Raw genomic sequence first — 22,324 nt, 5'->3', positions numbered from 1 at the left:
GTATCGCGATCAGATGACCACTTCGACGCCCTCGCCGGGTGGTTTACCTGACACCCGTTCGGATTCCAGGGCCTGCTGCAGGATGATGACGGCGGCCGCCTGGTCGATGACGGAGCGTCCCTTCTTGGACTTCACGCCGGAGGCTCGCAGCCCCTGGCTCGCCGTGACGGTCGTCATCCGCTCGTCGACCAGGCGGACGGGCACCGGCTTGATGCCCTTGGCGAGTTGCTGGGCGAAGGCGCGGACCTTCACGGCGGCCGGCCCCTCGCCCCCCTTCAGGGAGCGAGGGAGACCGACGACGACCTCGATCGGCTCGTACTCCGCCACCAGCTGACGCAGCCGGCGGTGGGCGGCCGGGACGTCCCGGCCGGGGACCGTCTCCACCGGGGTGGCGAGGATCCCGTCGGGGTCGCACGAGGCGACCCCGATCCGGGCGTCCCCGACGTCGATCGCGAGCCTGCGGCCCCTGCGCATCGGAGAGGTCACTTGGCCGTGTCCGCCACGAGCCGCTCGACGGCGTCGACGGCCTCGCCGACGGCGGCCGGGTTCTGGCCGCCGCCCTGGGCGACGTCCGGCTTGCCGCCGCCACCACCGCCGAGGGTCTTGGCGGCCGTGCGGACCAGGTCGCCGGCCTTCAGGCCGCGCTCACGGGCGGCCTCGTTGGTGGCGATGACCGTGAGCGGCTTGCCGTTGTTCACCGTGAACAGGGCCACGACGGCGGCCCGGCCGCCCTGGATGCGGCCGCGCACGTCCAGCACCAGCTTGCGCAGGTCGTCCGGGGTGGTGCCGTCCGGGACCTGCCCGGTCACCACGGCGACCCCGCGCACGTCCCGGGCGGACTCGGCGAGACCGGCGGCGGCCTGCAGCACCTTCTCGGCGCGGAACTTCTCGATCTCCTTCTCGGCGTCCTTGAGCTTGCCGAGCATGGCGGAGACCTTCTCCGGAAGCTCCTCCGGGCGGCCCTTGACCAGCTCCTGGAGCTGGGCGACGACCGTGTGCTCACGGGCGAGGAAGTTGTAGGCGTCGACACCGACCAGGGCCTCGATGCGGCGCACACCCGAACCGATGGAGGACTCGCCGAGCAGCTTCACCAGGCCCAGCTGGGCGGTGTTGTGCACGTGCGTGCCACCGCACAGCTCCTTGGAGAAGTCGCCGATGGTGACGACCCGGACCCGCTCACCGTACTTCTCGCCGAACTCGGCGATGGCGCCCTGCTTCTTGGCCTCGTCGATGCCCATGACCTCGGCGTGCACGTCCAGGTCGCGGGCGAGCACCTCGTTGATCTTCTGCTCGACGTCGGTCATCACGGCCGTCGGGACGGCGGACGGGGAGCCGAAGTCGAAGCGGAAGCGGCCGGGCTGGTTCTCGGAACCGGCCTGGGCGGCCGTCGGGCCGAGGGCGTCGCGCAGCGCCTGGTGGGTGAGGTGGGTGGCCGAGTGGGCGCGGGCGATGGCCTTGCGGCGGCGGTGGTCGATGGAGGCGTGGGCCTTGGCGCCCACCGTCACCTCGCCGACCTGGACGACGCCCTTGTGGACGTAGACGCCCGGAACCGGCTTCTGGCAGTCGCGGACCTCGATGACGGCACCGGAGTCGACCTTGATGCGGCCGGTGTCGCCGATCTGGCCGCCGCCCTCGGCGTAGAACGGGGTGCGGTCCAGGACGACCTCGACCTCGTCGCCCTCGGTGGCGGCGGGCGAGGAGAGGCCGTCGACGAGGAGCCCGACGATCGTGGACTCGCCTTCGGTGCCGTCGTAGCCGATGAACTCGGTCTCACCGGCGGTGTCGGCGATCTCGCGGTAGGCGCCGAGGTCGGCGTGGCCGGTCTTCTTGGCCTGGGCGTCGGCCTTGGCGCGCTCCCGCTGCTCCTTCATCAGGCGCCGGAAGCCGTCCTCGTCCACGGAGAGGCCCTGTTCGGCGGCCATCTCCAGGGTGAGGTCGATCGGGAAGCCCCAGGTGTCGTGGAGCAGGAAGGCCTTGTCGCCGGCCAGGACGGTGCCGCCGGACTGCTTGGTCTCGGTGACGGCGGTGTCGAGGATGTTGGTGCCGGCCTTCAGCGTCTTCAGGAAGGCGTTCTCCTCGGCGAGGGCGACCTTCTCGATGCGCTCGCGGTCGGTGATCAGCTCCGGGTACTGCCGGCCCATCATGGCGATGACGACATCGATCAGGTCCTTGACGACCGGACCGGTGGCGCCGAGCAGCCGCATGTTGCGGATGGCGCGGCGCATGATGCGGCGCAGCACGTAGCCGCGGCCCTCGTTGCCCGGGGTGACGCCGTCGCCGATGAGCATCACGGAGGTGCGCATGTGGTCGGTGACCACGCGCAGGGACACGTCCGAGGCATGGGCGTCGCCGTAGCGGACGCCGGTCAGCTCGGTGGCCTTGTCGATGACGGCCATGGAGGTGTCGATCTCGTACAGGTTCTGCACGCCCTGGAGGATCATGGCGAGGCGTTCGAGGCCGAGACCGGTGTCGATGTTCTTGCTCGGCAGGTCCCCGAGGATCTCGAAGTCCTCCTTGCCGATGCCCTGGCCGCGCTCGTACTGCATGAAGACCAGGTTCCAGATCTCCACGTACCGCTCGTCGTTGACGGCGGGGCCGCCCTCGACGCCGAACTCGGGGCCACGGTCGTAGTTGATCTCGGAGCAGGGACCGCAGGGTCCGGGGACGCCCATGGACCAGAAGTTCTCCTTCTTGCCCAGGCGCTGGATGCGCTCCATGGGCACCCCGACGACCTCGTGCCAGATGCGCTCGGCCTCGTCGTCGTCCAGGTAGACGGTGACCCACAGACGCTCGGGGTCGAGGCCGTAACCGCCCTTGTCCTGAGGGCTGGTGAGCAGCTCCCAGGCCAGCTTGACGGCGCCTTCCTTGAAGTAGTCACCGAAGGAGAAGTTGCCGCACATCTGGAAGAACGTGCCGTGCCGGGTGGTCTTGCCGACCTCCTCGATGTCCGGCGTGCGCACGCACTTCTGGACGCTCGTGGCACGGTCGAACTGCGGCTTGACCTCGCCGAGGAAGTACGGCTTGAAGGGCACCATGCCGGCGTTGACCAGCAGCAGAGTCGGGTCGTCCGCGATGAGCGACGCCGAAGGGACGACGGTGTGCCCGCGCTCCTCGAAGAAGCTCAGCCAGCGGCGGCGGATCTCAGCCGACTCCATCAGTGGTCCTCATTCCGGTTGTACGAGTACGTCGGGTTCTCGATGTACTGCGGGTTCTCGATGTACTGGGGGGTGCTGCGGTTGTTCTCGATGGCGGGGCGCTGCTGGGGGGCGACGAGGCCGGGCTGCGCGTCGATGCCCAGCGCCTCGCTCAGCTCCGCTTCCCGCTGCGCCATGTTGTCGCGGACGTCGAACGCGAAGCCGACCGCGCGGTCCTTCAGGCGCTGACCGGTCTCCAGGGCCTTGTTGGCCGCGGTGGCGGCGAGGCTCTCCGGCGTCAGCTGCCTCAGCTTGCGGTTGACCTTGGTGGTGGCCCACACACCGGCGGCGAGGCCCGTGCTGAACCAGAACGTACGGCGGAACATCCCTGACCTAGTCCTTCTTCCCGCGCCTGCTCCGCCGCGCGGCCGGGACGGTCCGGCCCACGATCACGGTACGCCCCGGCGCCTTGGCGGGCACGTCCTCCTTGCGGCCGCCCAGGGCCCGCCGGACGCCGTAGCCGAAGGCCGCGACCTTCACCAGGGGGCCGCCGAAGGTGGAGGCCACGGTGGTCGAGAGCGCGGAGGCGTTGGAGGTGACCTCCTGCACGTCCGAGGCGATCGCGTCGACCCGGTCGATCTGGGTCTGCGCGGACCGCACGGCCGCGGAGGCGTCGGCGAGCAGCGGGACGGCCTGGTCGGTCACGTCCGCCACGAGCTTGGTGGTCGCCCTGAGCGTCTGGGCCAGCCTCGCGAGCGCCACAGCGAGGAAGGAGACCAGGATCGCCCAGAAGACGGCCACCAGGATCCCGGCCACCTCTCCACCGGACACTGTGCGCACCCGCTCTCTGAAACGTGTTCTGAGCTTCGGAACCTTGAAAATGCAGTGTCCCGAGCCTATCGCGCCGCACCCGGCGCTCCGTACCGGATTACGGCCTGTGGACGGCCCACGCCGGTAGCAGCGATTGTACGGACTGAACACAGTTCAGTACGCTCCGTGTCCCATGCGAGATCCTCAGCGCCCCGGTCCCTCGGCGGACGGTGGTCTCCCCCTGGAACTCACCGCTTTCGTCGGGCGATCGGCCGAGACCGCCGCGCTCGCCGGGGCCCTGGAGAGCGCGCGGCTGGTCACCCTGACCGGGGCCGGCGGCATCGGGAAGTCGCGGCTGGCGGCGCGGGCCGCGGCGCCGGACGGGGTGTGGGTCGAGCTGGCGGCGGTCCGGGATCCGCGGTTCGTGCCGTACGCCGTCGTGGAGGCGCTGGGGCTGACCGACCACACCACGCGGCCGCCCCTGCGGACCCTGCTGGACCATCTCGCGGGCGGCCGGGCGCTGCTGGTGCTGGACGGGTTCGAGCATCTGGCGCGGGCCGCTGCCGAGCTGGTCGCACAGCTGCTGCGCGGGCTGCCGGGGCTGCGGGTGCTGGCGGTGGGGCGGCGGCCGCTGGGGTTGGCGGGCGAGCGGCTGTTCCCGCTGGCGCCGCTCGGCGCGGACGAGGCGGTGGAGCTGTTCGCCGACCGGGCCCGGCAGCAGGGGGTGGAGGTGCGGGACTGCCCGCAGGTGCGGGAGCTGTGCGGCCGGCTGGAGGGCATCCCGCTGGCTCTCGAACTGGCCGCGGGACGGCTGCGGGCGTTGTCCCCGGGGCAGTTGCTGGAGCGGCTGGACGACCGGTTCCGGCTGCTGACCGGCGGCCGGGACGCGTCCCCGGGCCCGGCGCCGTACCCGGTCCCGGGCGGCCCTTTGCCCCGGCACCACGCGCTGCGGACGACGATCGGCTGGAGCCACGAGCTGTGCACGCCCGCCGAGCGACTGCTGTGGGCGCGGCTGTCGGTGTTCGCGGGGACCTTCGACCTGGAGGCGGCCGAGTACGTGTGCAGTGGCGACGGGCTGCTCGCGGACGAGGTCCTCGACGTGCTCTCCGAGCTGCTCGCGCAGTCGGTGCTCTGGCGCGAGGAGACCCCGGCGGGCTCCCGCTTCCGGATGCTCGACACCGTCCGGGAGTACGGCGCCGAGTGGCTGGCGGCGACCGGGGACGCGGGGCGGCTGCGCCGGCGGCACCGGGACTGGTTCCTGGGCCTGGCGACCTGGTGCGAGCTGGACTGGTTCTCGCCGCGGCAGCGGGAGGTGGCGGCGCGGACCGAGGCGGAGCTGCCGAATCTGCGCACGGCCCTGGAGTTCTGTCTGAGCGAGCCGGACGAGGCGCACCTCGGCCAGTATCTGGCGGGCTCGCTGTGGTTCTGCTGGGCGGGCTGCGGGCGGCTGTCGGAGGGGCGGCGCTGGCTGGAGCGCAGCGTGGAACTGGACTCGGCGTACGAGCAGTCCCGGCTGAAGGCGCTGTGGGTGCTCGGCTACGTGGCGATCCTGCAGGGCGACACGGTGCCGGCGCTGGCCGCGCTGCGCGAGTGCCGCGAGCAGGCCGAGCGGGCCGGGGACGCGACGGCCGTGGCGTACGCGGAGCACCGCACGGGCTGTCTGGCGCTGGTCACGGACGACATGGAGCGTGCGGAGACGCTGCTGCGCTCGGCGCTGGGGCGGTACCAGGAGATCGGCGAGCTCAACTCCAACGTCCTGATGGGGCAGGTCGAGCTGGCGATGGCGCGGGCCTTCCAGGGGGACCTGCCGGAGGCTGTGCGGCTGTGCGAGGACGTGCGCCGGGTGTGCGAGGACCACGGGGAGCGGTGGGCGCGGTCGTACGCCCTGTACGTGCTGGCGTACGCGGCCTGGCAGGGCGGTGATCCGGTGACCGCGCGGGAGTTGCTGGCGGACTGCCTGGAGCACGCGCACGCCTTCCACGACCTGCTCGGCTCGGTGCTGACGATCGAGCTGCTGGCCCTGGTGACGGTGACGCAGGGCGATCCGGCGGAGGCGGCGGTGCTGCAGGGCGCGGCGGGGCGGCTGTGGCCCTCGGTGGGGCTGCCGCTGTTCGGATCCGCGTACTACAACGCGCCGCACGAGCTGTGCGCGGCGGCGGCGCGCGAGGCCCTGGGTGAGGCGCGGTACGGGGAGTGCCTGAAGGAGGGCGCCGCGCTGGACCGCCGCGCGGCGGTGGCCCGGGCGCTGGGGCACGGTGGCGGACGGCCGCTGCGGGCGCTGCCCACGCCGCGGGGGCCGGTGCCACCGGGCGACGGCGAGGGAGCCGGGGAGTCCGGCGCGGGCGGGGACGCGGGGAAACGCGAACCCGCCGCCTCGCCCACCCGGAAGGGCGGGGAGACGGCGGGCTGAGAGTCTTACGCCGGGACCAGGGTCAGCGGGCGTAGTACTCGACGACGAGCTGCTCGTCGCAGATGACCGGAACTTCCTTGCGGTTCGGCTCGCGGTCCAGGCGGAACGCCAGGGCCTTGAGGTTCACCTGCAGGTAGCGCGGGGTCTCGCCGTCGGGGGCGAAGCCACCCTCGCGGGCGATCTGGAAGAGCGTCTTGTCCTTGGAGCGGTCGCGGACCTGCACGACGTCGTCCGGGCGGACGCGGAAGGACGGCTTGTCGACCTTCTGGCCGTTGACCTGGATGTGGCCGTGGACGACCATCTGGCGGGCCTGGTAGATCGTGCGGGCGATGCCCGAACGCAGGACCAGCGCGTCGAGGCGGCGCTCCAGCTCGACGATCAGGGCCTCACCGGTCTTGCCCTGGACCTTGGACGCACGGTCGTAGGCGCGGACCAGCTGGCGCTCGGAGATGTCGTACTGCGCGCGCAGACGCTGCTTCTCCAGCAGACGGACCTTGTAGTCCGAGTTCTGCTTGCGGCCGCGGCCGTGCTCACCCGGCGGGTAGGGGCGGGCCTCGAAGTACTTGACGGCCTTCGGGGTCAGCGCGATGCCGAGGGCACGCGACTTCTTGACCTTGGGACGGGACTGGTTAGCCACTGTCTTTCGTCTCTTCTCTCAGTTTCGGCTTGTCAGTGGTTCTCGGGAGGTCGCATCCGCAGCCGGGGAAACCCTCCTGGTCCGTTGCCGGGCCGGGTGGGCAGCCGCTCCCCTGGTCTGGGCACATACGTGCAGCACGCGAGTGGCCCACCGACCGCTCCCGGATTCCCGGATGGTGGTGGGCTGCCCGCGACACCGATCGACGGTGCGCGACGCTCCTGGAGCCGGCCCCTGGGGGCCGGGGCTCCGGCTGGCTCTCCCGCTCTGACAGCACGGGAGTCAGCACTTCGGGGAAGTCTACAGGGCGCTCAGGACCGCTTGCGACCGAGGTGTGTCCTGGTCCACTCCACCGCGTCCGCGTACCGCGCCTCGGCGCCGTGCCGGGTCGGGGTGTAGTAGGCGCGGTCCTTCAGCGCGTCCGGGGCGTACTGCTGCTCGGCGATGCCCTCGGGCAGGTCGTGCGGGTACACGTAGCCCTGGCCGTGGCCGAGTTTGGTGGCGCCCCTGTAGTGGCTGTCGCGCAGATGGCCGGGGACCGGTCCGGCCAGGCCCTTGCGCACGTCGTCGAGGGCGGCGCCGATCGAGGTGGTGGCGGAGTTGGACTTGGGGGCGAGGGCCAGGGCGATGGTGGCGTGGCTGAGGGTGAGCGCGGCCTCCGGGAAACCGATCATGGCGACGGCCTGGGCGGCGGCGACGGCGATCGGCAGCGCGTTCGGGTCGGCGAGGCCGATGTCCTCGCTGGCGGAGATCATCAGGCGGCGGGCGATGAAGCGGGGGTCCTCGCCGGCCTCGATCATCCGGGCCAGGTAGTGCAGCGCGGCGTCGACGTCCGAGCCACGGATGGACTTGATCAGGGCGCTGGCGACGTCGTAGTGCTGGTCGCCGTCGCGGTCGTACTTCACCGCGGCCCGGTCGACCGTCTCCTCCAGGGTGGTCAGGGCGATCTCGCTCTCGCCCTTGTCGAGGGCGGCCCCGGCGGCGGCCTCCAGGGCGGTGAGGGCGCGGCGGGCGTCGCCGCCGGCGATCCGCAGCAGGTGTGCCTCGGTGTTCTCGGGGAGGGAGACGGCGCCCTTGAGGCCGCGCTCGTCGTCCAGCGCCCGGCGCAGCAGGCCCCGGACGTCGTCGTCGGTGAGGGGTTCCAGGGTGAGCAGCAGGGAGCGGGAGAGCAGCGGGGAGATCACCGAGAAGTACGGGTTCTCCGTGGTGGCCGCGATCAGGGTGACCCAGCGGTTCTCGACGGCCGGGAGCAGGGAGTCCTGCTGGGCCTTGCTGAAGCGGTGGATCTCGTCGAGGAAGAGGACGGTCTCCTTGCCGTAGCCGCCGGTGGCGCGGCGGGCGCCGTCGATGACGGCCCGGACCTCCTTGACGCCGGCGGTGATCGCGGACAGCTCCACGAACCGCTTGTTGGTGGCCTTGGAGACGACGTACGCCAACGTCGTCTTACCGGTGCCGGGAGGGCCCCAGAGGATCACCGAGGAGGGGCCGGCGGGGCCGCCGGAACCCTCGCCGACGAGCCGGCGCAGGGGCGAGCCGGGCTTGAGGAGGTGCTGCTGGCCCACGACCTCGTCGAGGGTGCGCGGGCGCATCCGCACCGCCAGGGGGCTGCCTGCCGGGTCCTTCTCCTGGCGTTCTTCCGCCGCGGCGGTGAAGAGGTCGGGTTCCACGCTGAAACCCTAAGACACGGCACTGACAGTCCGGCCGTCGCCGGGGTGGGCGTCAGCCGGTCATTCAGGGTGTCAGCCGTCCAGAAGGCCGGTCATGCAGGGCGTCAGCTGGTCCAGAAGTCCCACCAGCGGGTCAGCACCAGCATGCCGATCACGCCGGTGTGCAGCACGGGCAGCACCCAGGTGAACTCGTCCAGGAAGGACTTCAGCCGGCGGGGGGCGGGCAGGAAGCCGTTGCGGACGTTGAACGAGGTGACGTACCAGAACATGGTGAGGGTGGCAACCCAGGCCAGGCAGCACCACAGGCACAGCGCGTTGATCCGGTACAGGGACTGGAACTGCAGCCAGCAGCAGAAGCCGGCGCCGAAGAGCGTGCCGAAGTTGAAGGTGAGCCAGTACCAGCGGGGGAAGCGGGCGCGGGTCAGCAGGCTCATGCCGACGCAGACGACGATGCCGTAGCAGACCAGGCCGAGCATCGGGTTGGGGAAGCCGAAGACGCTCGCCTGCTTACTCTGCATGACGCTGCCGCAGGACACGATCGGGTTGAGGCTGCAGCCCGGGGTGAAGGTCTTCCCCGCGATCTTGGCGTTCAGGAGCTTGAACTCGTCGATCGTGATGACCCACGCGGCGAGCAGTCCGGCCGCGCCGGTGATCACCAGCAGGAGGGCGAGCGCACGGCTGGTGCCCACCGCGCCGGGTGCGTCGGCGGCACGCTCGGGCCCGGGTTCCGCGGAGACGTCTGTCACTGTCGTCTTGCTCATCACGCCGATCCGTCGCTTGAGGTTGGGACCTACTTCGGGCAGGGGTCATTGTGCCGTACCCCCCTGTGTGTCCACCGTTCGGTGGACACAACGAAGTACGCACGGGGGCCCCGGACCGTTCGGTTCTGGCCGATGATCGCTCGCATGACAGCACACGCGAAAGAACTCGCGGTGTACGTACGGGGGGTGCGCAAGCAGTACGGCGACGTGACCGCGGTGGACGGCATCGATCTCGGCATCCGGCGCGGCGAGGCGTTCGGCCTGCTCGGACCCGATGGCGCGGGCAAGAGCACCAAGGTGGAGATCCTCCAGGGCCACCGGTCGCGGGACGCGGGCGAGGTCTCGGTCCTCGGCGCGGACCCGGCGAGGGGCACGCGCGCGTGGAGGTCCCGTGTGGGAATCGTCTGGCAGGACGAATCGGCGCCCGCCGAGTTGACGGTCGCCGAGACGGTAGGGCATTTCGCCCGCTACTACCCGCGCCCGCGCGACACCGGTGAGGTGATCGAGCTGGTCGCTCTCGGCCCGAAGGCGGACAGCAGGATCAAGACCCTCTCCGGCGGCCGGCGCCGCCGCCTGGACGTGGCCCTGGGGGTGTTCGGCGGCCCCGAGCTGCTGCTCTGGACGAGCCGACGACCGGTTTCGACCCGGCCGCGCGGCGGCGGTTCTGGGACCTGATCCGGCTGCTGGCCACGAGGGCACGACGATCCTGCTGACCACGCACTACCTTTCGAACGCGATCTGCACGACGGCGCCAAGCAGCGTCTCGTGCCACTGACCGTGGCCCTCGGTCTGGCCCGGCTCGACGCCCCGCCCGGCCCGCCGGCCGACCAACTCGCCCGGGCCGCCGACGAGGTGGGCAAGGCCCTCGCGGAGCTGCGTGAGCTCATCCGCGGCATCAACCCCGCCGTTCTCACCGACTACGGCCTCGAGGCCGCCGTCGCCGACGCGGCGGAGCGTCGCCCGGTCCCGGTCGACGTGGACCTCGAACTGCCGGGCCGGCCGAGCCGTGCGGTCGATTGGCGGACGGCGGGACCGTGGTCGATCCCGAGGTGGTGCGCCAGTTGCTGCGCCGCCGCCGCGATCCGCTGGAGCGGCTCACCCCCGCGCGAACGCGAGGTGCTGGCCCTGGTCGCCGAGGGCAGGTCCAACGGCGCGATCGCGCGGGAGATGGTGGTGTCCGAGGCCGCGGTCGGCAAGCACATCGGCAGCATCCTCGGCGAGCTGGACCTGCCGCCGGCGGACGGTACCCACCGCAGGGTCCTGGCCGTCCTCGCCTACCTGCGGGCCTGACGGCGCACGGACCGGGGCCGCAAAGCCCCGGTCCCCGGCGAACTAGCCCACGCGGGACTCCAGTTCCGCCACGATCTCGTTGACGCCGATCGCCGTCTGCTCGCCGGACTCCATGTCCTTCAGCTGGACGACGCCCTCGGCGAGGTCACGCTCACCCGCCACGATCGCGTAGCGCGCCCCGCTGCGGTTGGCGTTCTTCATGGCGCCCTTCAGGCCCTTGCCGCCGTAGGAGAAGTCCGCCGCGACACCGACCTTGCGCAACTCGGTGACCTTGGCGAACAGCACCCGGCGGGCCTCCTCGCCGAGCGGGACCGCGTACACCGACGTGGTGGACGGCAGGCCCAGCTCGACGCCCTCCGCCTCCAGCGCGAGGACCGTGCGGTCGACGCCGAGGGCCCAGCCGACGGACGGCAGCGCGGGGCCACCGATCATCTCGGACAGGCCGTCGTAGCGGCCGCCGCCGCCCACCGCCGACTGGGAGCCGAGACCGTCGTGGACGAACTCGAAGGTGGTACGCGTGTAGTAGTCCAGGCCGCGCACCAGCTTCGGGTCGTCCTCGAAGGCCACGCCCGCCGCGGTGATCAGCTCGCGCACCTCCTCGTGGTACGCCTTGCACGCGTCGCACAGGTAGTCCCGCAGCAGCGGGGCGTCCCCGAGCTGCTTCTGCACCGACTCGCGCTTGTCGTCCAGGACGCGCAGCGGGTTGATCTCGGCGCGGCGCAGAGTGTCCTCGTCCAGGTCCAGGCCGCGCAGGAAGTCCTGCAGCGCGGCCCGGTAGACGGGGCGGCACTCCTTGTCGCCCAGGCTGTTGAGCAGGATCCGGAAGTCGCTCAGGCCCAGCGAGCGGTACGCCTGGTCGGCGAGGATGATCAGCTCGGCGTCCAGCGCCGGGTCCTCGGCGCCGATCGCCTCGGCACCGACCTGGGAGAAGTGGCGGTAACGGCCCTTCTGCGGGCGCTCGTAGCGGTAGTAGGAGCCCGAGTACCAGAGCTTGACGGGGAGGTTGCCCGACTTGTGCAGGTTGGCCTCCAGCGCGGCGCGCAGCACGGAGGCGGTTCCCTCCGGACGCAGGGCGAGCATGTCGCCGCCCTTGGTCTCGAAGGCGTACATCTCCTTGGTCACGATGTCGGTGGACTCGCCGACCCCGCGCGCGAACAGCTCGACGTTCTCGAAGCCCGGCGTCTCGATGTAGCCGTAACCGGAGTTGCGCAGCGGGGCGGCGATGGCGTCGCGGACCGCCAGGTACTTCGCGGAGTCCGGCGGGATCAGGTCGTACGTGCCCTTGGGGGCCTGGAAGGTGCTCACGGAAGCTCTCTCGTCACATTCCTCGTCGGGGAGCCTCGGCGGCTCCCTGGCCCGCGGCCACTTCCCGCAGGTACGGGTTGGTGGCGCGCTCCTGGCCGATGGTCGTCTGGGGGCCGTGGCCGGACAGCACCACGGTGGAGTCGTCGAGCGGCAGGCACACCCGGCCCAGCGACTCGATCATGTCCGCCATGGAGCCACCCGGCAGGTCCGTGCGTCCGATGGAGCCGGCGAACAGCAGATCCCCGGAGAACAGGACCGACGGGATGTCGGCCGCCTCGGGCATCCGGAACGTCACCGACCCCTTGGTATGGCCCGGTGCGTGCGCGACGGAGAAGCCGAGGCCGGCCAGCTTCAGCTCGGCGCCGTCGGTCAGCTCCCGCACGTCGTCCGGCTCCCCCACGGTCAGCTCGCCCATGAGCGGCATGCCGACGGAACGGCCGAGCGACCTCTCGGGGTCGCTCATCATGTAGCGGTCCGCGGGGTGGATCCAGGCCGGCACGTCGTGTGCGCCGCACACGGGGACGACCGAGGCCACATGGTCGATGTGGCCGTGGGTGAGGACGACGGCGACGGGCTTGAGCCGATGCTTCTTCAGCGTTTCCTCGACTCCTTGCGCGGCCTGGTGGCCCGGGTCGATGATCACGCACTCCTCACCGGCGGCGGGGGCGACGAGATAACAGTTCGTCCCCCAGGCCCCGGCGGGGAACCCGGCAATGAGCACGATCGTCCTTCGTTGTGTCGGTACGGGGTGGTCTGCACGGCGCTCGGGGGCGGCCGGCCTGTGCCCCAGAGCCTACCGGCGCTGCCGTTTCCTCAGCCAACCCATATACGGTACGGGGCTACACGCGGCTGTTCGGATCACAGCACACACGCGTACCGGACGGCACACGACACGCATGAGGAGAGAACCCGGTGGTCAGCCAGGAGCAGCGGCGGCGTCAGCTCGCCCGGGAGAAGTTCTTGCGGCAGCAGCAGCGGCGCACCAGCGCGCGACGCAAGTCACGCATGCGCAACTCCGTGATCGCGTCGGTGCTCGGCGTGGTCGTGATCGGCAGTGTCGCGCTGTACACGACGGGCGTGATGAAGAACGGCGACGACAAGAAGACGAACGCGGCCGCCGACGTCACGCCCAGCGCCTCGCCGACGAAGAAGGCGCCGGATCCGTGCGAGAAGCCGGCCAAGGGCTCGGTGAAGAAGCTGAGCTGGAAGAAGGAGCCGGCGATGACGATCGACACGTCGGCGAAGTACACGATGAAGCTCGCGACGACGTGCGGCGACATCGACATCGACCTGAAGGCGTCGGCGGCCCCGCACACGGTGAACTCGTTCGACTTCCTCGCCGGCAAGGGCTTCTTCGACCACACGAAGTGCCACCGTCTGGTGACCAACGGCATCTACGTGCTGCAGTGCGGCGACCCGACGGGCACCGGCAGCGGCGGCCCCGGGTACACGATCCCGGACGAGAACCTGAAGGACAAAAGCCTCAAGGGCAACAAGTACCCGGCGGGCACGGTGGCGATGGCCAACACCGGCCAGAAGCACACCGGTGGCAGCCAGTTCTTCCTGGTCTACAAGGACAGTCCGCTGCCGCCCAGCTACACCCCGTTCGGCACGGTCGGCAAGGCCGGCCTGAAGGTGCTCGACAAGATCGCGGCGGCCGGTGAGAACACGGGCCAGGGTGACGGTGCCCCGAACGCGACCGTTGTGATCAACAAGGCGACGGTCACCAAGTCCTGACCGCTCGAGACGGCCGACAGACGATTTCGGTCGCGCGGGATGCGGACAGGCAACCCGCTGGTCGCCTATGTTGGCCGTGACGAAACTGTGGACGATGCCCGGGGGTGTTCGAGGCCCCCGCAGGCATCATGTGGAGGAGGCGCTGTGAGCAGCGACCCGTGGGGCCGCGTCGACGAGACGGGGACCGTGTACGTGCGTACGGCCGACGGCGAGCAGGTCGTCGGATCCTGGCAGGCCGGCTCCCCCGAGGAGGCGCTGGCCTACTTCGAGCGCAAGTACGAGGGCCTGGTTGTCGAGATCGGCCTCCTCGAGAAGCGCGTACAGACGACGGACCTGTCCGCGAAGGACGCCCAGGTAGCGATCGGTCATCTGCGCGAGCAGGTGGACGCGCATCACGCGGTCGGTGACCTGGCCGCCCTGCGGACCCGGCTGGACAAGCTGGTGCAGACCGTCGAGGCCCGGCGTGAGGAGCGCAAGGCGCAGCGGGCCAAGCAGTCGGACGAGGCCCGGCACGCCAAGGAGGCGCTGGTCGTCGAGGCGGAGGAGCTGGCGCAGTCCGACCAGTGGCGGGCCGCCGGTGAGCGGCTACGGGCGCTGGTGGACACCTGGAAGGGGCTGCCGCGGCTGGACCGCAAGTCGGACGACGAGCTGTGGCACCGCTTCTCGCACGCCCGGTCGGCGTTCTCCAAGCGCCGCAAGGGGCACTTCGCGCAGCTGGACGCGCAGCGCGAGGAGGCCCGCCAGACCAAGGAGCGGCTGGTCGCCGAGGCCGAGTCGCTGTCGGGGTCCACGGACTGGGGTGTGACGGCGGCCCGCTACCGCGACCTGATGGCGCAGTGGAAGGCCGCGGGCCGCGCCCAGCGCGAGCACGAGGACGACCTGTGGAACCGCTTCCGCGGCGCGCAGGACGTCTTCTTCGCCGCTCGTGGCTCGGTGTTCGCCGAGCGGGACGCCGAGCAGGCGGAGAACCTGAAGCTGAAGGAGGAGCTGGCCGAGGAGGCCGAGAAGCTGCTGCCGATCGGCGACCTGAAGTCGGCGCGGGCCGCGTTCCGGTCGATCAACGAGCGGTGGGAGGCCATCGGCCACGTCCCGCGCGACGCGCGTCCGAAGGTCGAGGGCCGGATGCACACGGTCGAGCGGGCGCTGCAGGAGGCCGAGGAGGCCGAGTGGCGCCGGACGAACCCGGAGGCGCGTGCGCGTGCCGAGGGTCTGACCGGCCAGCTGCAGGCCGCCGTGGACAAGCTGAACGGCCAGATCGAGCAGGCCCGCACGCAGGGCAACACCGCGAAGGCCGACAAGCTGGCGCGGGAGCTGGAAGGCCGCCAGGCCCTCCTGGACCAGGCACTGAAGGGCCTGCAGGAGTTCGGCGGCTAAGCTCCTCAGCAGTCACGCGTAAGGCCCCGTACGGAGCGTACGGGGCCTTACGCGTGCGCAGCTCGCGTGGGCGTGTGCCCCTACGACCGGCTGCGCGCCGAGGTGACGCGGTAGACGTCGTACACGCCCTCCACCCCTCGGACCGCCTTCAGGACGTGTCCCAGGTGCTTGGGGTCGCCCATCTCGAAGGTGAAGCGGGAGGTGGCCACCCGGTCGCGGGAGGTCTGGACGGCCGCGGAGAGGATGTTGACGTGCTGGTCGGACAGGACCCGGGTGACGTCCGAGAGGAGCCGGGACCGGTCCAGGGCCTCGACCTGGATGGCGACGAGGAACACCGAGGACTGGGTGGGCGCCCATTCGACCTCGAGGATGCGCTCGGGCTCGCGGGACAGTGACTCCACGTTGACACAGTCGGTGCGGTGAACCGATACACCGCTACCCCGCGTGACGAAGCCGATGATGGGGTCGCCGGGCACGGGCGTGCAGCAGCGGGCCAGCTTCACCCACACGTCCTCGACGCCCTTGACGACGACACCCGGGTCGGCGCTGGAGCGGCGCTTGCGGCTCCGTCCGCGGGCCGGCGGGACCGTCTCGTCGATCTCCTCGGTGGCGGCCTCCTCGCCGCCGAGGGCCTGGACGAGCTTCTGCACGATGTTCTGCGCGGAGACATGACCCTCGCCGATCGCCGCGTAGAGCGCGGAGATGTCGGAGTAGCGCATCTCGTGGGCGAGCGTGACGAGCGAGTCGCCGGTGAGGATGCGCTGGATCGGCAGGTTCTGCTTGCGCATCGCGCGGACGATGGAGTCCTTGCCCTGCTCGATGGCCTCGTCGCGGCGCTCCTTGGAGAACCAGGCCCGGATCTTGTTGCGGGCGCGCGGCGACTTCACGAAGCCCAGCCAGTCGCGGGACGGACCCGCACCGGCCGCCTTGGACGTGAAGACCTCCACGAGGTCGCCGTTGTCCAGGGTGGATTCCAGCGGTACCAGACGCCCGTTGACCCGGGCTCCTATGGTGCGGTGGCCGACCTCGGTGTGCACGGCGTACGAGAAGTCCACCGGGGTGGCGCCGGCGGGCAGCGCTATCACGTCGCCCTTGGGCGTGAAGACGAAGACCTCGTTGCGGGACAGGTCGAAGCGCAGAGACTCCAGGAACTCGCCGGGGTCCTCGGTCTCCTTCTGCCAGTCGAGGAGCTGGCGCAGCCACGCCATGTCGTTGAGGTGGTCGTCCTTGCCGCTGCTCTTCGGCGCGTCGGAGCGGACCTTGGAGGCGCCTGCGACGGCCTCCTGCTTGTACTTCCAGTGCGCGGCGATGCCGTACTCGGCGCGGCGGTGCATGTCGAAGGTGCGGATCTGCAGTTCGACGGGCTTGCCGTTGGGGCCGATGACCGTCGTGTGCAGCGACTGGTACATGTTGAACTTGGGCATCGCGATGTAGTCCTTGAACCGGCCGGGGACCGGGTTCCATCGCGCGTGCACGGTGCCGAGGGCCGCGTAGCAGTCGCGGACCGTGTCGACAAGTACACGAATCCCCACCAGGTCGTAGATCTCCGCGAAGTCACGGCCGCGGACGATCATCTTCTGGTAGACGCTGTAGTAGTGCTTCGGGCGGCCGGTGACGGTCGCCTTGATGCGGGCGGCGCGCAGGTCGGCCTGGACCTCGTCGGTCACTATGGCCAGGTACTCGTCCCGCTTGGGGGCGCGCTCGGCGACGAGCCGCACGATCTCGTCGTACATCTTGGGGTAGAGGATCGCGAACGCGAGGTCCTCCAGCTCCCACTTGATGGTGTTCATGCCCAGCCGGTGCGCCAGCGGGGCATAGATCTCCAGGGTCTCCCTGGCCTTCTTCTCCTGCTTCTCGCGCTTGAGGTAGCGCATGGTGCGCATGTTGTGCAGGCGGTCGGCGAGCTTGATGACCAGGACGCGGGGGTCCTTGGCCATGGCGACGACCATCTTGCGCACGGTCTCGGCCTGCGCGGCCTCGCCGAACTTGACCTTGTCCAGCTTGGTGACGCCGTCGACGAGGAGGGCGACCACGTCGCCGAAGTCGCGGCGCAGGTCGTCCAGGCCGTACTCGGTGTCCTCGACGGTGTCGTGCAGCAGCCCGGCCATCAGCGTGGCCGGGTCCATGCCCAGCTCGGCGAGGATGGTGGTGACCGCGAGCGGGTGGGTGATGTACGGGTCGCCGCTCTTGCGCTTCTGGCCCCGGTGCCAGCGCTCGGCGACCTGGTAGGCCCGCTCGATCTGCCGGAGCGTGGCGTTCTCGATCTTCGGGTCGTTGCTGCGCACTATCCGCAGCAGCGGCTCCAGGACCGGGTTGTACGGGTTGGCGCGCTGCACGCCGAGGCGGGCGAGGCGGGCGCGGACACGGTTGGAGGAGCCGCTGCGGGCGGGCTGGCCGGCGGGCTGCCGCACCGCGGGCGGGGCGGGCGGCGCCGGCTTGGGGCGGGCGGCCTCGGCAGCCTTCTCGACGGGCGCGGACGGGGCGTGCTTCACCGGCCCGCGTACGTCGTTCGTCGCACTCTTGGCGCTGTGCGCGTCCGGCGCGGGCTTGGCCGCGGGTCCCGAGGCGGACTCGGGCTTGGCGGCGGTCAGTGGCTGGGCCTCGTCTGGCAAGAGGGCTCCTCGTGCACGATCCGGGTCCCCCGGTCAGGCTCCGGAGACCCCATGGTAGCGATCCTCCGCCTCGCCATCGCGTCCAGCCAGACGTGAGGACCGTCTACCTGTGCAACACGAGGGGCGTGCGCCGGATTCCGGGACCCCGAAGCGGACGCGCGGACACCGACGGTTCAGGCGCCCCACGAGGGCCACCCGCACCCGACGCCGAAAGCCGCACGGGCGGTGCGGGCGCAAAAGGAAACGCGGCCGGAGGCGAAACCGGGGCCGAGCCCCGGCTTCGCCCGCCCGCCGCTCAGACTTGCAGCAACGCCTCCAGCGGCGCCCCGCCGAGCGCCGCGGCCAGCCGCCCGCGCCCGCCCAGGAACCCCAGCTCCATCAGGACCGCGAGCGCGGACACCTCGGCGCCGGCCCGCCGGATCAGCTGGATCGCGGCCTCCGCCGTACCACCCGTGGCGAGCACGTCGTCGACGATCAGCACCCGGTCCCCGGCCGTCAGGTCCTCGGCGTGCACCTCGATCTCCGCCGACCCGTACTCCAGCTCGTACGCCTGGCGCAGCGTCGCCCCGGGCAGCTTGCCGGCCTTGCGGACGGGGATGAAGCCCAGGCCCGCCCGGACGGCGACCGGGGCGCCCAGGATGAACCCGCGCGCCTCCAGCCCGACGACCTTGGTGGCCCCGCTGTCCGTCGCGATCCCGGCCAGGGTGTCCGTGAGTGCGGTGAACGCCGCCGGGTCGGCCAGCAGCGGAGTGATGTCCTTGAACATCACTCCCGGCTCCGGATAGTCCGCCACGTCGCGGATCCGGCTGAGCAGCAGCTCCTTGATGTCGGTCATCGGCGCTTCCCCGAGGGACGGCCGCCACGGCCGCGCCCACGGGACGCGGGCTGGTTGCGCGGGCCGACCACGGCGGGCGCCGCGTCGTCCTCGTCGCCGCCGGAGCCGGCGACGCCGCCGGAGCGGGCCTCGACCATCTCTTCCTCGGCCGCGGCCTGCGCCCGCTTGGCCAGCACCCGCTTGCGCAGGGCCTTCATCTGCGGCTCGCGCTCCTTGAGGTCCGCGACGAGCGGCGTGGCGATGAAGATCGACGAGTAGGCACCGGCCGCGAGACCCACGAACAGCGACAGGGAGATGTCGTTCAGCGTGCCGGCGCCGAGGAAGCCACCGCCGATGAACAGCAGGCCCGCCACCGGCAGCAGCGCGACGACCGTGGTGTTGATGGACCGCACCAGGGTGCCGTTGATGGACTTGTTGGCGATGTCGGCGTAGGTCCAGCGGGTCTGCTTGGTGATGTCCCTCGTCTGCTCCTTGAGGCTGTCGAAGACGACGACCGTGTCGTAGAGCGAGTAACCGAGGATGGTCAGCAGACCGATGACCGTTCCGGGGGTGACCTCGAAGCCGACCAGGGCGTAGATACCGGTCGTGATCGTGATGTCGTGGATCAGCGCGACGAGGGCGGCGACGGCCATGCGCCACTCGAAGGCGATCGCCAGGTAGATCACCACGAGGACCATGAAGATCCCGAGGCCCTCCCAGGCCTTGTTGGCGATCTGCTCACCCCAGCTCGGGCCGACCAGGTCGGCGGCGAGCTTGTTGGAGTCGATCTTCAGGTCCTTGGCCAGTTCCTGCTTGATCTGGTCGGACTTGCCGGTGTCGATGCCGGCGATCTGGATGCGCAGGCTGCCGTTGCCGAGCTTCTGCACGATCGCCTCCTGGCCGGAGGCGGTGTGCGCGTAGTCCTCGGCCTGGGCCACGGAGACGCTCATGTGCTGCGGCGTCGTGTAGACCGCGCCGCCCTGGAACTCGATGCCCAGGTTCAGGCCGCGCACCGCCAGGCCGAGGATGGCCGTGATGGTGATCAGGATCGAGACGCCGTACCAGATCTTGCGCTTGCCGACGAAGTCGTAGCTGATCTCGCCGCGGTGCAGTCGAGCGCCGAGGTTGCCGAGTTTCGACATCGCTCATGCCTCCTTCGGGTCGACAGGGCCGGCGGAGGGACCGGCGGGACGGCGGGTACGGCGCAGCGGAGGCTTGGCACCGAGACTCTTCGGATCGAGTCCGGACCACTTGTGCCCGTCCGCGAAGAACTTGCGGCGGGCGAGGAGCGTCATCAGCGGCTTGGTGAACAGGAAGACCACGACGACGTCGAGCACGGTGGTCAGACCGAGCGTGAACGCGAAGCCCTGCACCTTGCCGACGGTGACGATGTACAGCACGGCGGAGGCGAGGAACGACACGAAGTCGGAGACCAGGATGGTGCGCCGGGCGCGCGGCCAGGCCCGCTCCACGGCCGGGCGCAGCGTGCGGCCCTCGCGGATCTCGTCCCGGATGCGTTCGAAGTACACGATGAACGAGTCCGCGGTGATACCGATGGCGACGATGGCACCGCAGACGGCCGGCAGGTTCAGCGCGAAGCCGATGGCCGGGCCGAGCAGCGACATGAGCACGTAGGTGAGGGCGGCGGACGTGGCCAGCGAGGCCATCGCGACGAGGGACAGGCCGCGGTAGTAGGCCACCAGGTAGATCACGACCAGCGCGAGGCCGATCGCACCGGCGAGGAGACCGGCGTGCAGCTGGTCGCCGCCGAGCGCGGCGGTGACCGTGGTGATGGTCTCCTTCTGGAAGGAGAGCGGCAGGGCGCCGTACGACAGCACGTTGGCGAGGCTCTGCGCCTCGGACTGGGTGAAGCTGCCGGAGATCTCCGCCTGACCGCCGGTGATGGACTCGTGGACGGTGGGGCTGGAGACGACGTCACCGTCGAGGACGATGCCGAACTCGGTCTGCGCACCCTGCTTCTGGGCGAGCTGGCCGGTGATGTCCGCGAACTTCTTCGACCCGGTGCCGGTGAACGTCATCTGGACCTGCCAGCCGGACGCTCCCTGGGTGTCGAAGACCGCGCTGGCCTTCTTGACCTCGGTACCGTCCACGGCGGCCGGGCCGAGGATGTACTTCGACCAGACCTTGTTCTCCTCGCCGCAGGCCACGATGGGGTCACTGGGCTTGGTGTTCTGGACGACCTTGGCCCGCTCGTCGGGCTTGGTGCAGTCCAGAGCCGCGTACACGGCCTGGAGCTTGGCCGCATCGGCGGAGGCGCCGCCGGAGGCCGAGGGGCTGGGCGAGGTCTTTGGCGTCGACGAGGCGCTGCCCGACGGAGTGGGCGACTTCTTGGCGTCGGCCCTGAGGGCGTCGGTGACCGCGCGGCCCTGCGTGCCGGTGCTGCTGCTCGGGGACGCGGTGGAGGACGAGGACGCCTTCTCGCCGGACTTCGACGAGGCGCTGCTCGACGGGCTGGGCGACGTCTTGCCGCTGGAGGAGGCGCTCGGAGAGGGGCTCGACGGGGCGGGGCCGCTGGGCCCCTGCGCCAGGACGGGGCGGAAGTACAGCTTGGCCGTGGTGCCGACCTGCTGCACGGCCTGCTTGGAGTTGGTGCCCTTGGGGATGTTGACGATGATGTGGTCGTTCCCCTGGGTCTGCACCTCCGCCTCGGAGACGCCAAGACCGTTGACACGGCGGTTCATGATGTCGACCGCGGTGTCCATGTTGGCCTTGTTGATCGCCGACCCCTGGTCGGCCTTCGCCTTGAGCGTGATGCTCGTACCACCGGCAAGATCGATGCCGAGACGTGGCGTGGTGCTTCCGGCGAGGAACATTCCCCCGGTGAGCGCCACGATGGCGATCAGGATGAAGGCCAGTGAGCGCCCTGGCTTGCTCTGGGCGCTCGCGCTCCGGCCCCTCTTAGGTGCTGCCACCTTCTCGTACTCCCTCTCGGGCCGCCCCGCGCCCGGTCGGCGCGGTCGGCCATGACATGGTGTCGGGCTCCCCAGCGGGAAACAGACGCACTCGGGGTACGCGGGGCGCGAGCGGGGCGCGCCGCGTCCCCCGGGGCGTGCCTACTTCGCGTCGGAGTCGCCGTCGGTCTTCTTCGGCTGTTCGTCCGCCGTGGTGTCGGCGGCCTCGGTCACGTCGGCCTTGTCGGCGTCGGCGGCCTTGTCCCCGGCCTTGTCCTCGGCGGGGTCCTTCTTACCGAAGTCGACGGGCTTGTCGTCGGAGGCGGCGGCAGCGGCGTCGGACTCGTCGGTCCCGGTGAGCGGCTCGGTGAGGGAGGAGGCGTCGTCCGGGACGAGGTCGGCGTCGGACTTCAGGTCGTGCTCGATGCCGTGGACGATGCGGTTGTACTCGTCGTCGCTGAGGACGGCGCTGATCGCGTTCTTGGCGAAGAGCAGTTCGACGCCCGGTCCGGCGTCGAGGAGGACCGTGTCCTCGGTGACCTCCTTGACCGTGGCGTACATTCCCCCGATCGTGCGCACGCCGGAGCCGGGCTGCATCTCGTTCCGCATGGAGGCGGCCTGCTGCTGCTTCCTCTTGGCGGAGCGCGTCATGAGGAACATGGCGGCGATGAGCACGATGAACGGGAGAAGGGTCAAGATATTCACAGGACGGAATTTCCTTCGCGCGACCGCGCGGTGAGCGGCCTGTTGGATGGGGGTGTGTCGGCGCCGCCCGCAAGGGCGGCATCGGCGGAGTCTAAGCGAGTCCACGCGCATGGAACAACGCTCAGCATGGCACCAGGGTTCCTGGTCCGGCCAATCCCG

At 70.7% G+C, this 22,324-nt stretch carries 17 protein-coding genes and 3 pseudogenes; 6 read left to right on the top strand and 14 right to left on the bottom strand.

Annotated elements, in window-relative coordinates:
- Window positions 1-9 precede the first annotated feature (9 nt).
- From ruvX to ABZ854_RS27830, 4 genes are read right to left on the bottom strand one after another with little or no spacing between them, the layout of a single operon-like run.
- On the bottom strand, window positions 10-474 hold the full coding sequence (gene ruvX / locus ABZ854_RS27845) for a Holliday junction resolvase RuvX (RefSeq protein WP_361215848.1): 465 nt from the start codon (window positions 472-474) through the stop codon (window positions 10-12).
- An 8-nt stretch (window positions 475-482) separates the two neighbouring features.
- Window positions 483-3,155, bottom strand: a complete 2,673-nt coding sequence (gene alaS / locus ABZ854_RS27840; protein WP_361215754.1) for an alanine--tRNA ligase — start codon at window positions 3,153-3,155, stop codon at window positions 483-485.
- Entirely contained in the window at window positions 3,155-3,520 is a 366-nt protein-coding gene (locus ABZ854_RS27835) for a hypothetical protein (protein ID WP_361215751.1), read from the bottom strand. The genes alaS and ABZ854_RS27835 overlap by 1 nt, the downstream gene beginning before the upstream one ends.
- Before the next feature lie 7 nt (window positions 3,521-3,527).
- Window positions 3,528-3,974 (bottom strand): DUF948 domain-containing protein, encoded by a 447-nt coding sequence (locus tag ABZ854_RS27830; RefSeq protein WP_129310269.1) that lies wholly within the window; start codon window positions 3,972-3,974, stop codon window positions 3,528-3,530.
- A gap of 163 nt (window positions 3,975-4,137) precedes the next feature.
- Between ABZ854_RS27830 and ABZ854_RS27825 the strand changes: the two genes are divergently transcribed.
- The gene (locus ABZ854_RS27825) at window positions 4,138-6,354 is read left to right on the top strand and encodes a regulator (RefSeq protein ID WP_361215748.1); all 2,217 of its coding nucleotides are present in this window, start codon (window positions 4,138-4,140) and stop codon (window positions 6,352-6,354) included.
- 22 nt (window positions 6,355-6,376) lie between these two features.
- On the opposite strand, the gene rpsD is transcribed toward ABZ854_RS27825, so the two are convergent.
- The 3 genes from rpsD to ABZ854_RS27810 form a co-directional block, all read right to left on the bottom strand.
- Window positions 6,377-6,991 carry a 30S ribosomal protein S4 gene (rpsD, locus tag ABZ854_RS27820; protein ID WP_129310266.1) on the bottom strand — a complete coding sequence of 205 codons (615 nt, stop codon included), beginning with the start codon at window positions 6,989-6,991 and terminating at the stop codon, window positions 6,377-6,379.
- Window positions 6,992-7,299: 308 nt separating this feature from the next.
- Window positions 7,300-8,655 (bottom strand): replication-associated recombination protein A, encoded by a 1,356-nt coding sequence (locus tag ABZ854_RS27815; protein ID WP_361215745.1) that lies wholly within the window; start codon window positions 8,653-8,655, stop codon window positions 7,300-7,302.
- Window positions 8,656-8,759: 104 nt separating this feature from the next.
- Window positions 8,760-9,416, bottom strand: coding sequence for a vitamin K epoxide reductase family protein (locus ABZ854_RS27810; RefSeq protein WP_361215742.1), 657 nt, complete (start codon window positions 9,414-9,416; stop codon window positions 8,760-8,762).
- A gap of 144 nt (window positions 9,417-9,560) precedes the next feature.
- Between ABZ854_RS27810 and ABZ854_RS27805 the strand changes: the two are divergent.
- The 3 pseudogenes from ABZ854_RS27805 to ABZ854_RS27795 form a co-directional block, all read left to right on the top strand.
- Window positions 9,561-10,143, top strand: a pseudogene (locus ABZ854_RS27805) (ABC transporter ATP-binding protein); the annotation flags it as partial.
- A 2-nt stretch (window positions 10,144-10,145) separates the two neighbouring features.
- Window positions 10,146-10,433: pseudogene (locus ABZ854_RS27800) on the top strand (histidine kinase); the annotation flags it as partial.
- Window positions 10,433-10,706 (top strand): annotated as a pseudogene (locus ABZ854_RS27795) (helix-turn-helix transcriptional regulator); the annotation flags it as partial. The pseudogenes ABZ854_RS27800 and ABZ854_RS27795, both read left to right, overlap by 1 nt.
- A 42-nt stretch (window positions 10,707-10,748) precedes the next feature.
- On the opposite strand, the gene hisS reads toward ABZ854_RS27795, so the two are convergent.
- Complete coding sequence (hisS, locus tag ABZ854_RS27790; protein ID WP_361215739.1) at window positions 10,749-12,011, bottom strand: histidine--tRNA ligase; 1,263 nt, start codon at window positions 12,009-12,011, stop codon at window positions 10,749-10,751.
- Between the two features lie 13 nt (window positions 12,012-12,024).
- Window positions 12,025-12,732: an MBL fold metallo-hydrolase gene (locus ABZ854_RS27785; protein WP_361215736.1), complete on the bottom strand. Its 708-nt coding sequence runs from the start codon at window positions 12,730-12,732 to the stop codon at window positions 12,025-12,027.
- A gap of 191 nt (window positions 12,733-12,923) precedes the next feature.
- On the opposite strand from ABZ854_RS27785, the gene ABZ854_RS27780 reads away from it, so the two are divergent.
- Window positions 12,924-13,748, top strand: coding sequence for a peptidylprolyl isomerase (locus ABZ854_RS27780; RefSeq protein WP_361215734.1), 825 nt, complete (start codon window positions 12,924-12,926; stop codon window positions 13,746-13,748).
- A gap of 144 nt (window positions 13,749-13,892) precedes the next feature.
- The gene (locus tag ABZ854_RS27775; RefSeq protein WP_361215731.1) at window positions 13,893-15,122 is read left to right on the top strand and encodes a DUF349 domain-containing protein; all 1,230 of its coding nucleotides are present in this window, start codon (window positions 13,893-13,895) and stop codon (window positions 15,120-15,122) included.
- A gap of 80 nt (window positions 15,123-15,202) precedes the next feature.
- On the opposite strand, the gene relA is transcribed toward ABZ854_RS27775, so the two are convergent.
- The 5 genes from relA to yajC form a co-directional block, all read right to left on the bottom strand.
- A complete protein-coding gene (gene relA / locus ABZ854_RS27770; RefSeq protein ID WP_361215728.1) occupies window positions 15,203-17,734 on the bottom strand; it encodes a GTP pyrophosphokinase in 2,532 nt (843 codons plus the stop codon).
- Between the two features lie 295 nt (window positions 17,735-18,029).
- A complete protein-coding gene (locus ABZ854_RS27765; RefSeq protein WP_361215726.1) occupies window positions 18,030-18,569 on the bottom strand; it encodes an adenine phosphoribosyltransferase in 540 nt (179 codons plus the stop codon).
- On the bottom strand, window positions 18,566-19,690 hold the full coding sequence (secF, locus tag ABZ854_RS27760) for a protein translocase subunit SecF (RefSeq protein ID WP_361215723.1): 1,125 nt from the start codon (window positions 19,688-19,690) through the stop codon (window positions 18,566-18,568). Before secF ends, ABZ854_RS27765 begins: the two co-directional genes overlap by 4 nt.
- A gap of 3 nt (window positions 19,691-19,693) precedes the next feature.
- Window positions 19,694-21,481 carry a protein translocase subunit SecD gene (gene secD / locus ABZ854_RS27755; protein ID WP_361215720.1) on the bottom strand — a complete coding sequence of 596 codons (1,788 nt, stop codon included), beginning with the start codon at window positions 21,479-21,481 and terminating at the stop codon, window positions 19,694-19,696.
- A 141-nt stretch (window positions 21,482-21,622) separates the two neighbouring features.
- Window positions 21,623-22,165: a preprotein translocase subunit YajC gene (gene yajC, locus ABZ854_RS27750; protein ID WP_361215718.1), complete on the bottom strand. Its 543-nt coding sequence runs from the start codon at window positions 22,163-22,165 to the stop codon at window positions 21,623-21,625.
- Between the last annotated feature and the right edge of the window lie 159 nt (window positions 22,166-22,324).

Source organism: Streptomyces sp. NPDC047028, from assembly GCF_040644095.1.
GTDB lineage: Bacteria > Actinomycetota > Actinomycetes > Streptomycetales > Streptomycetaceae > Streptomyces.
The sequence above is the reverse complement of the archived record's forward strand: the minus strand, read 5'-3'. Positions and strand labels throughout refer to the sequence as shown.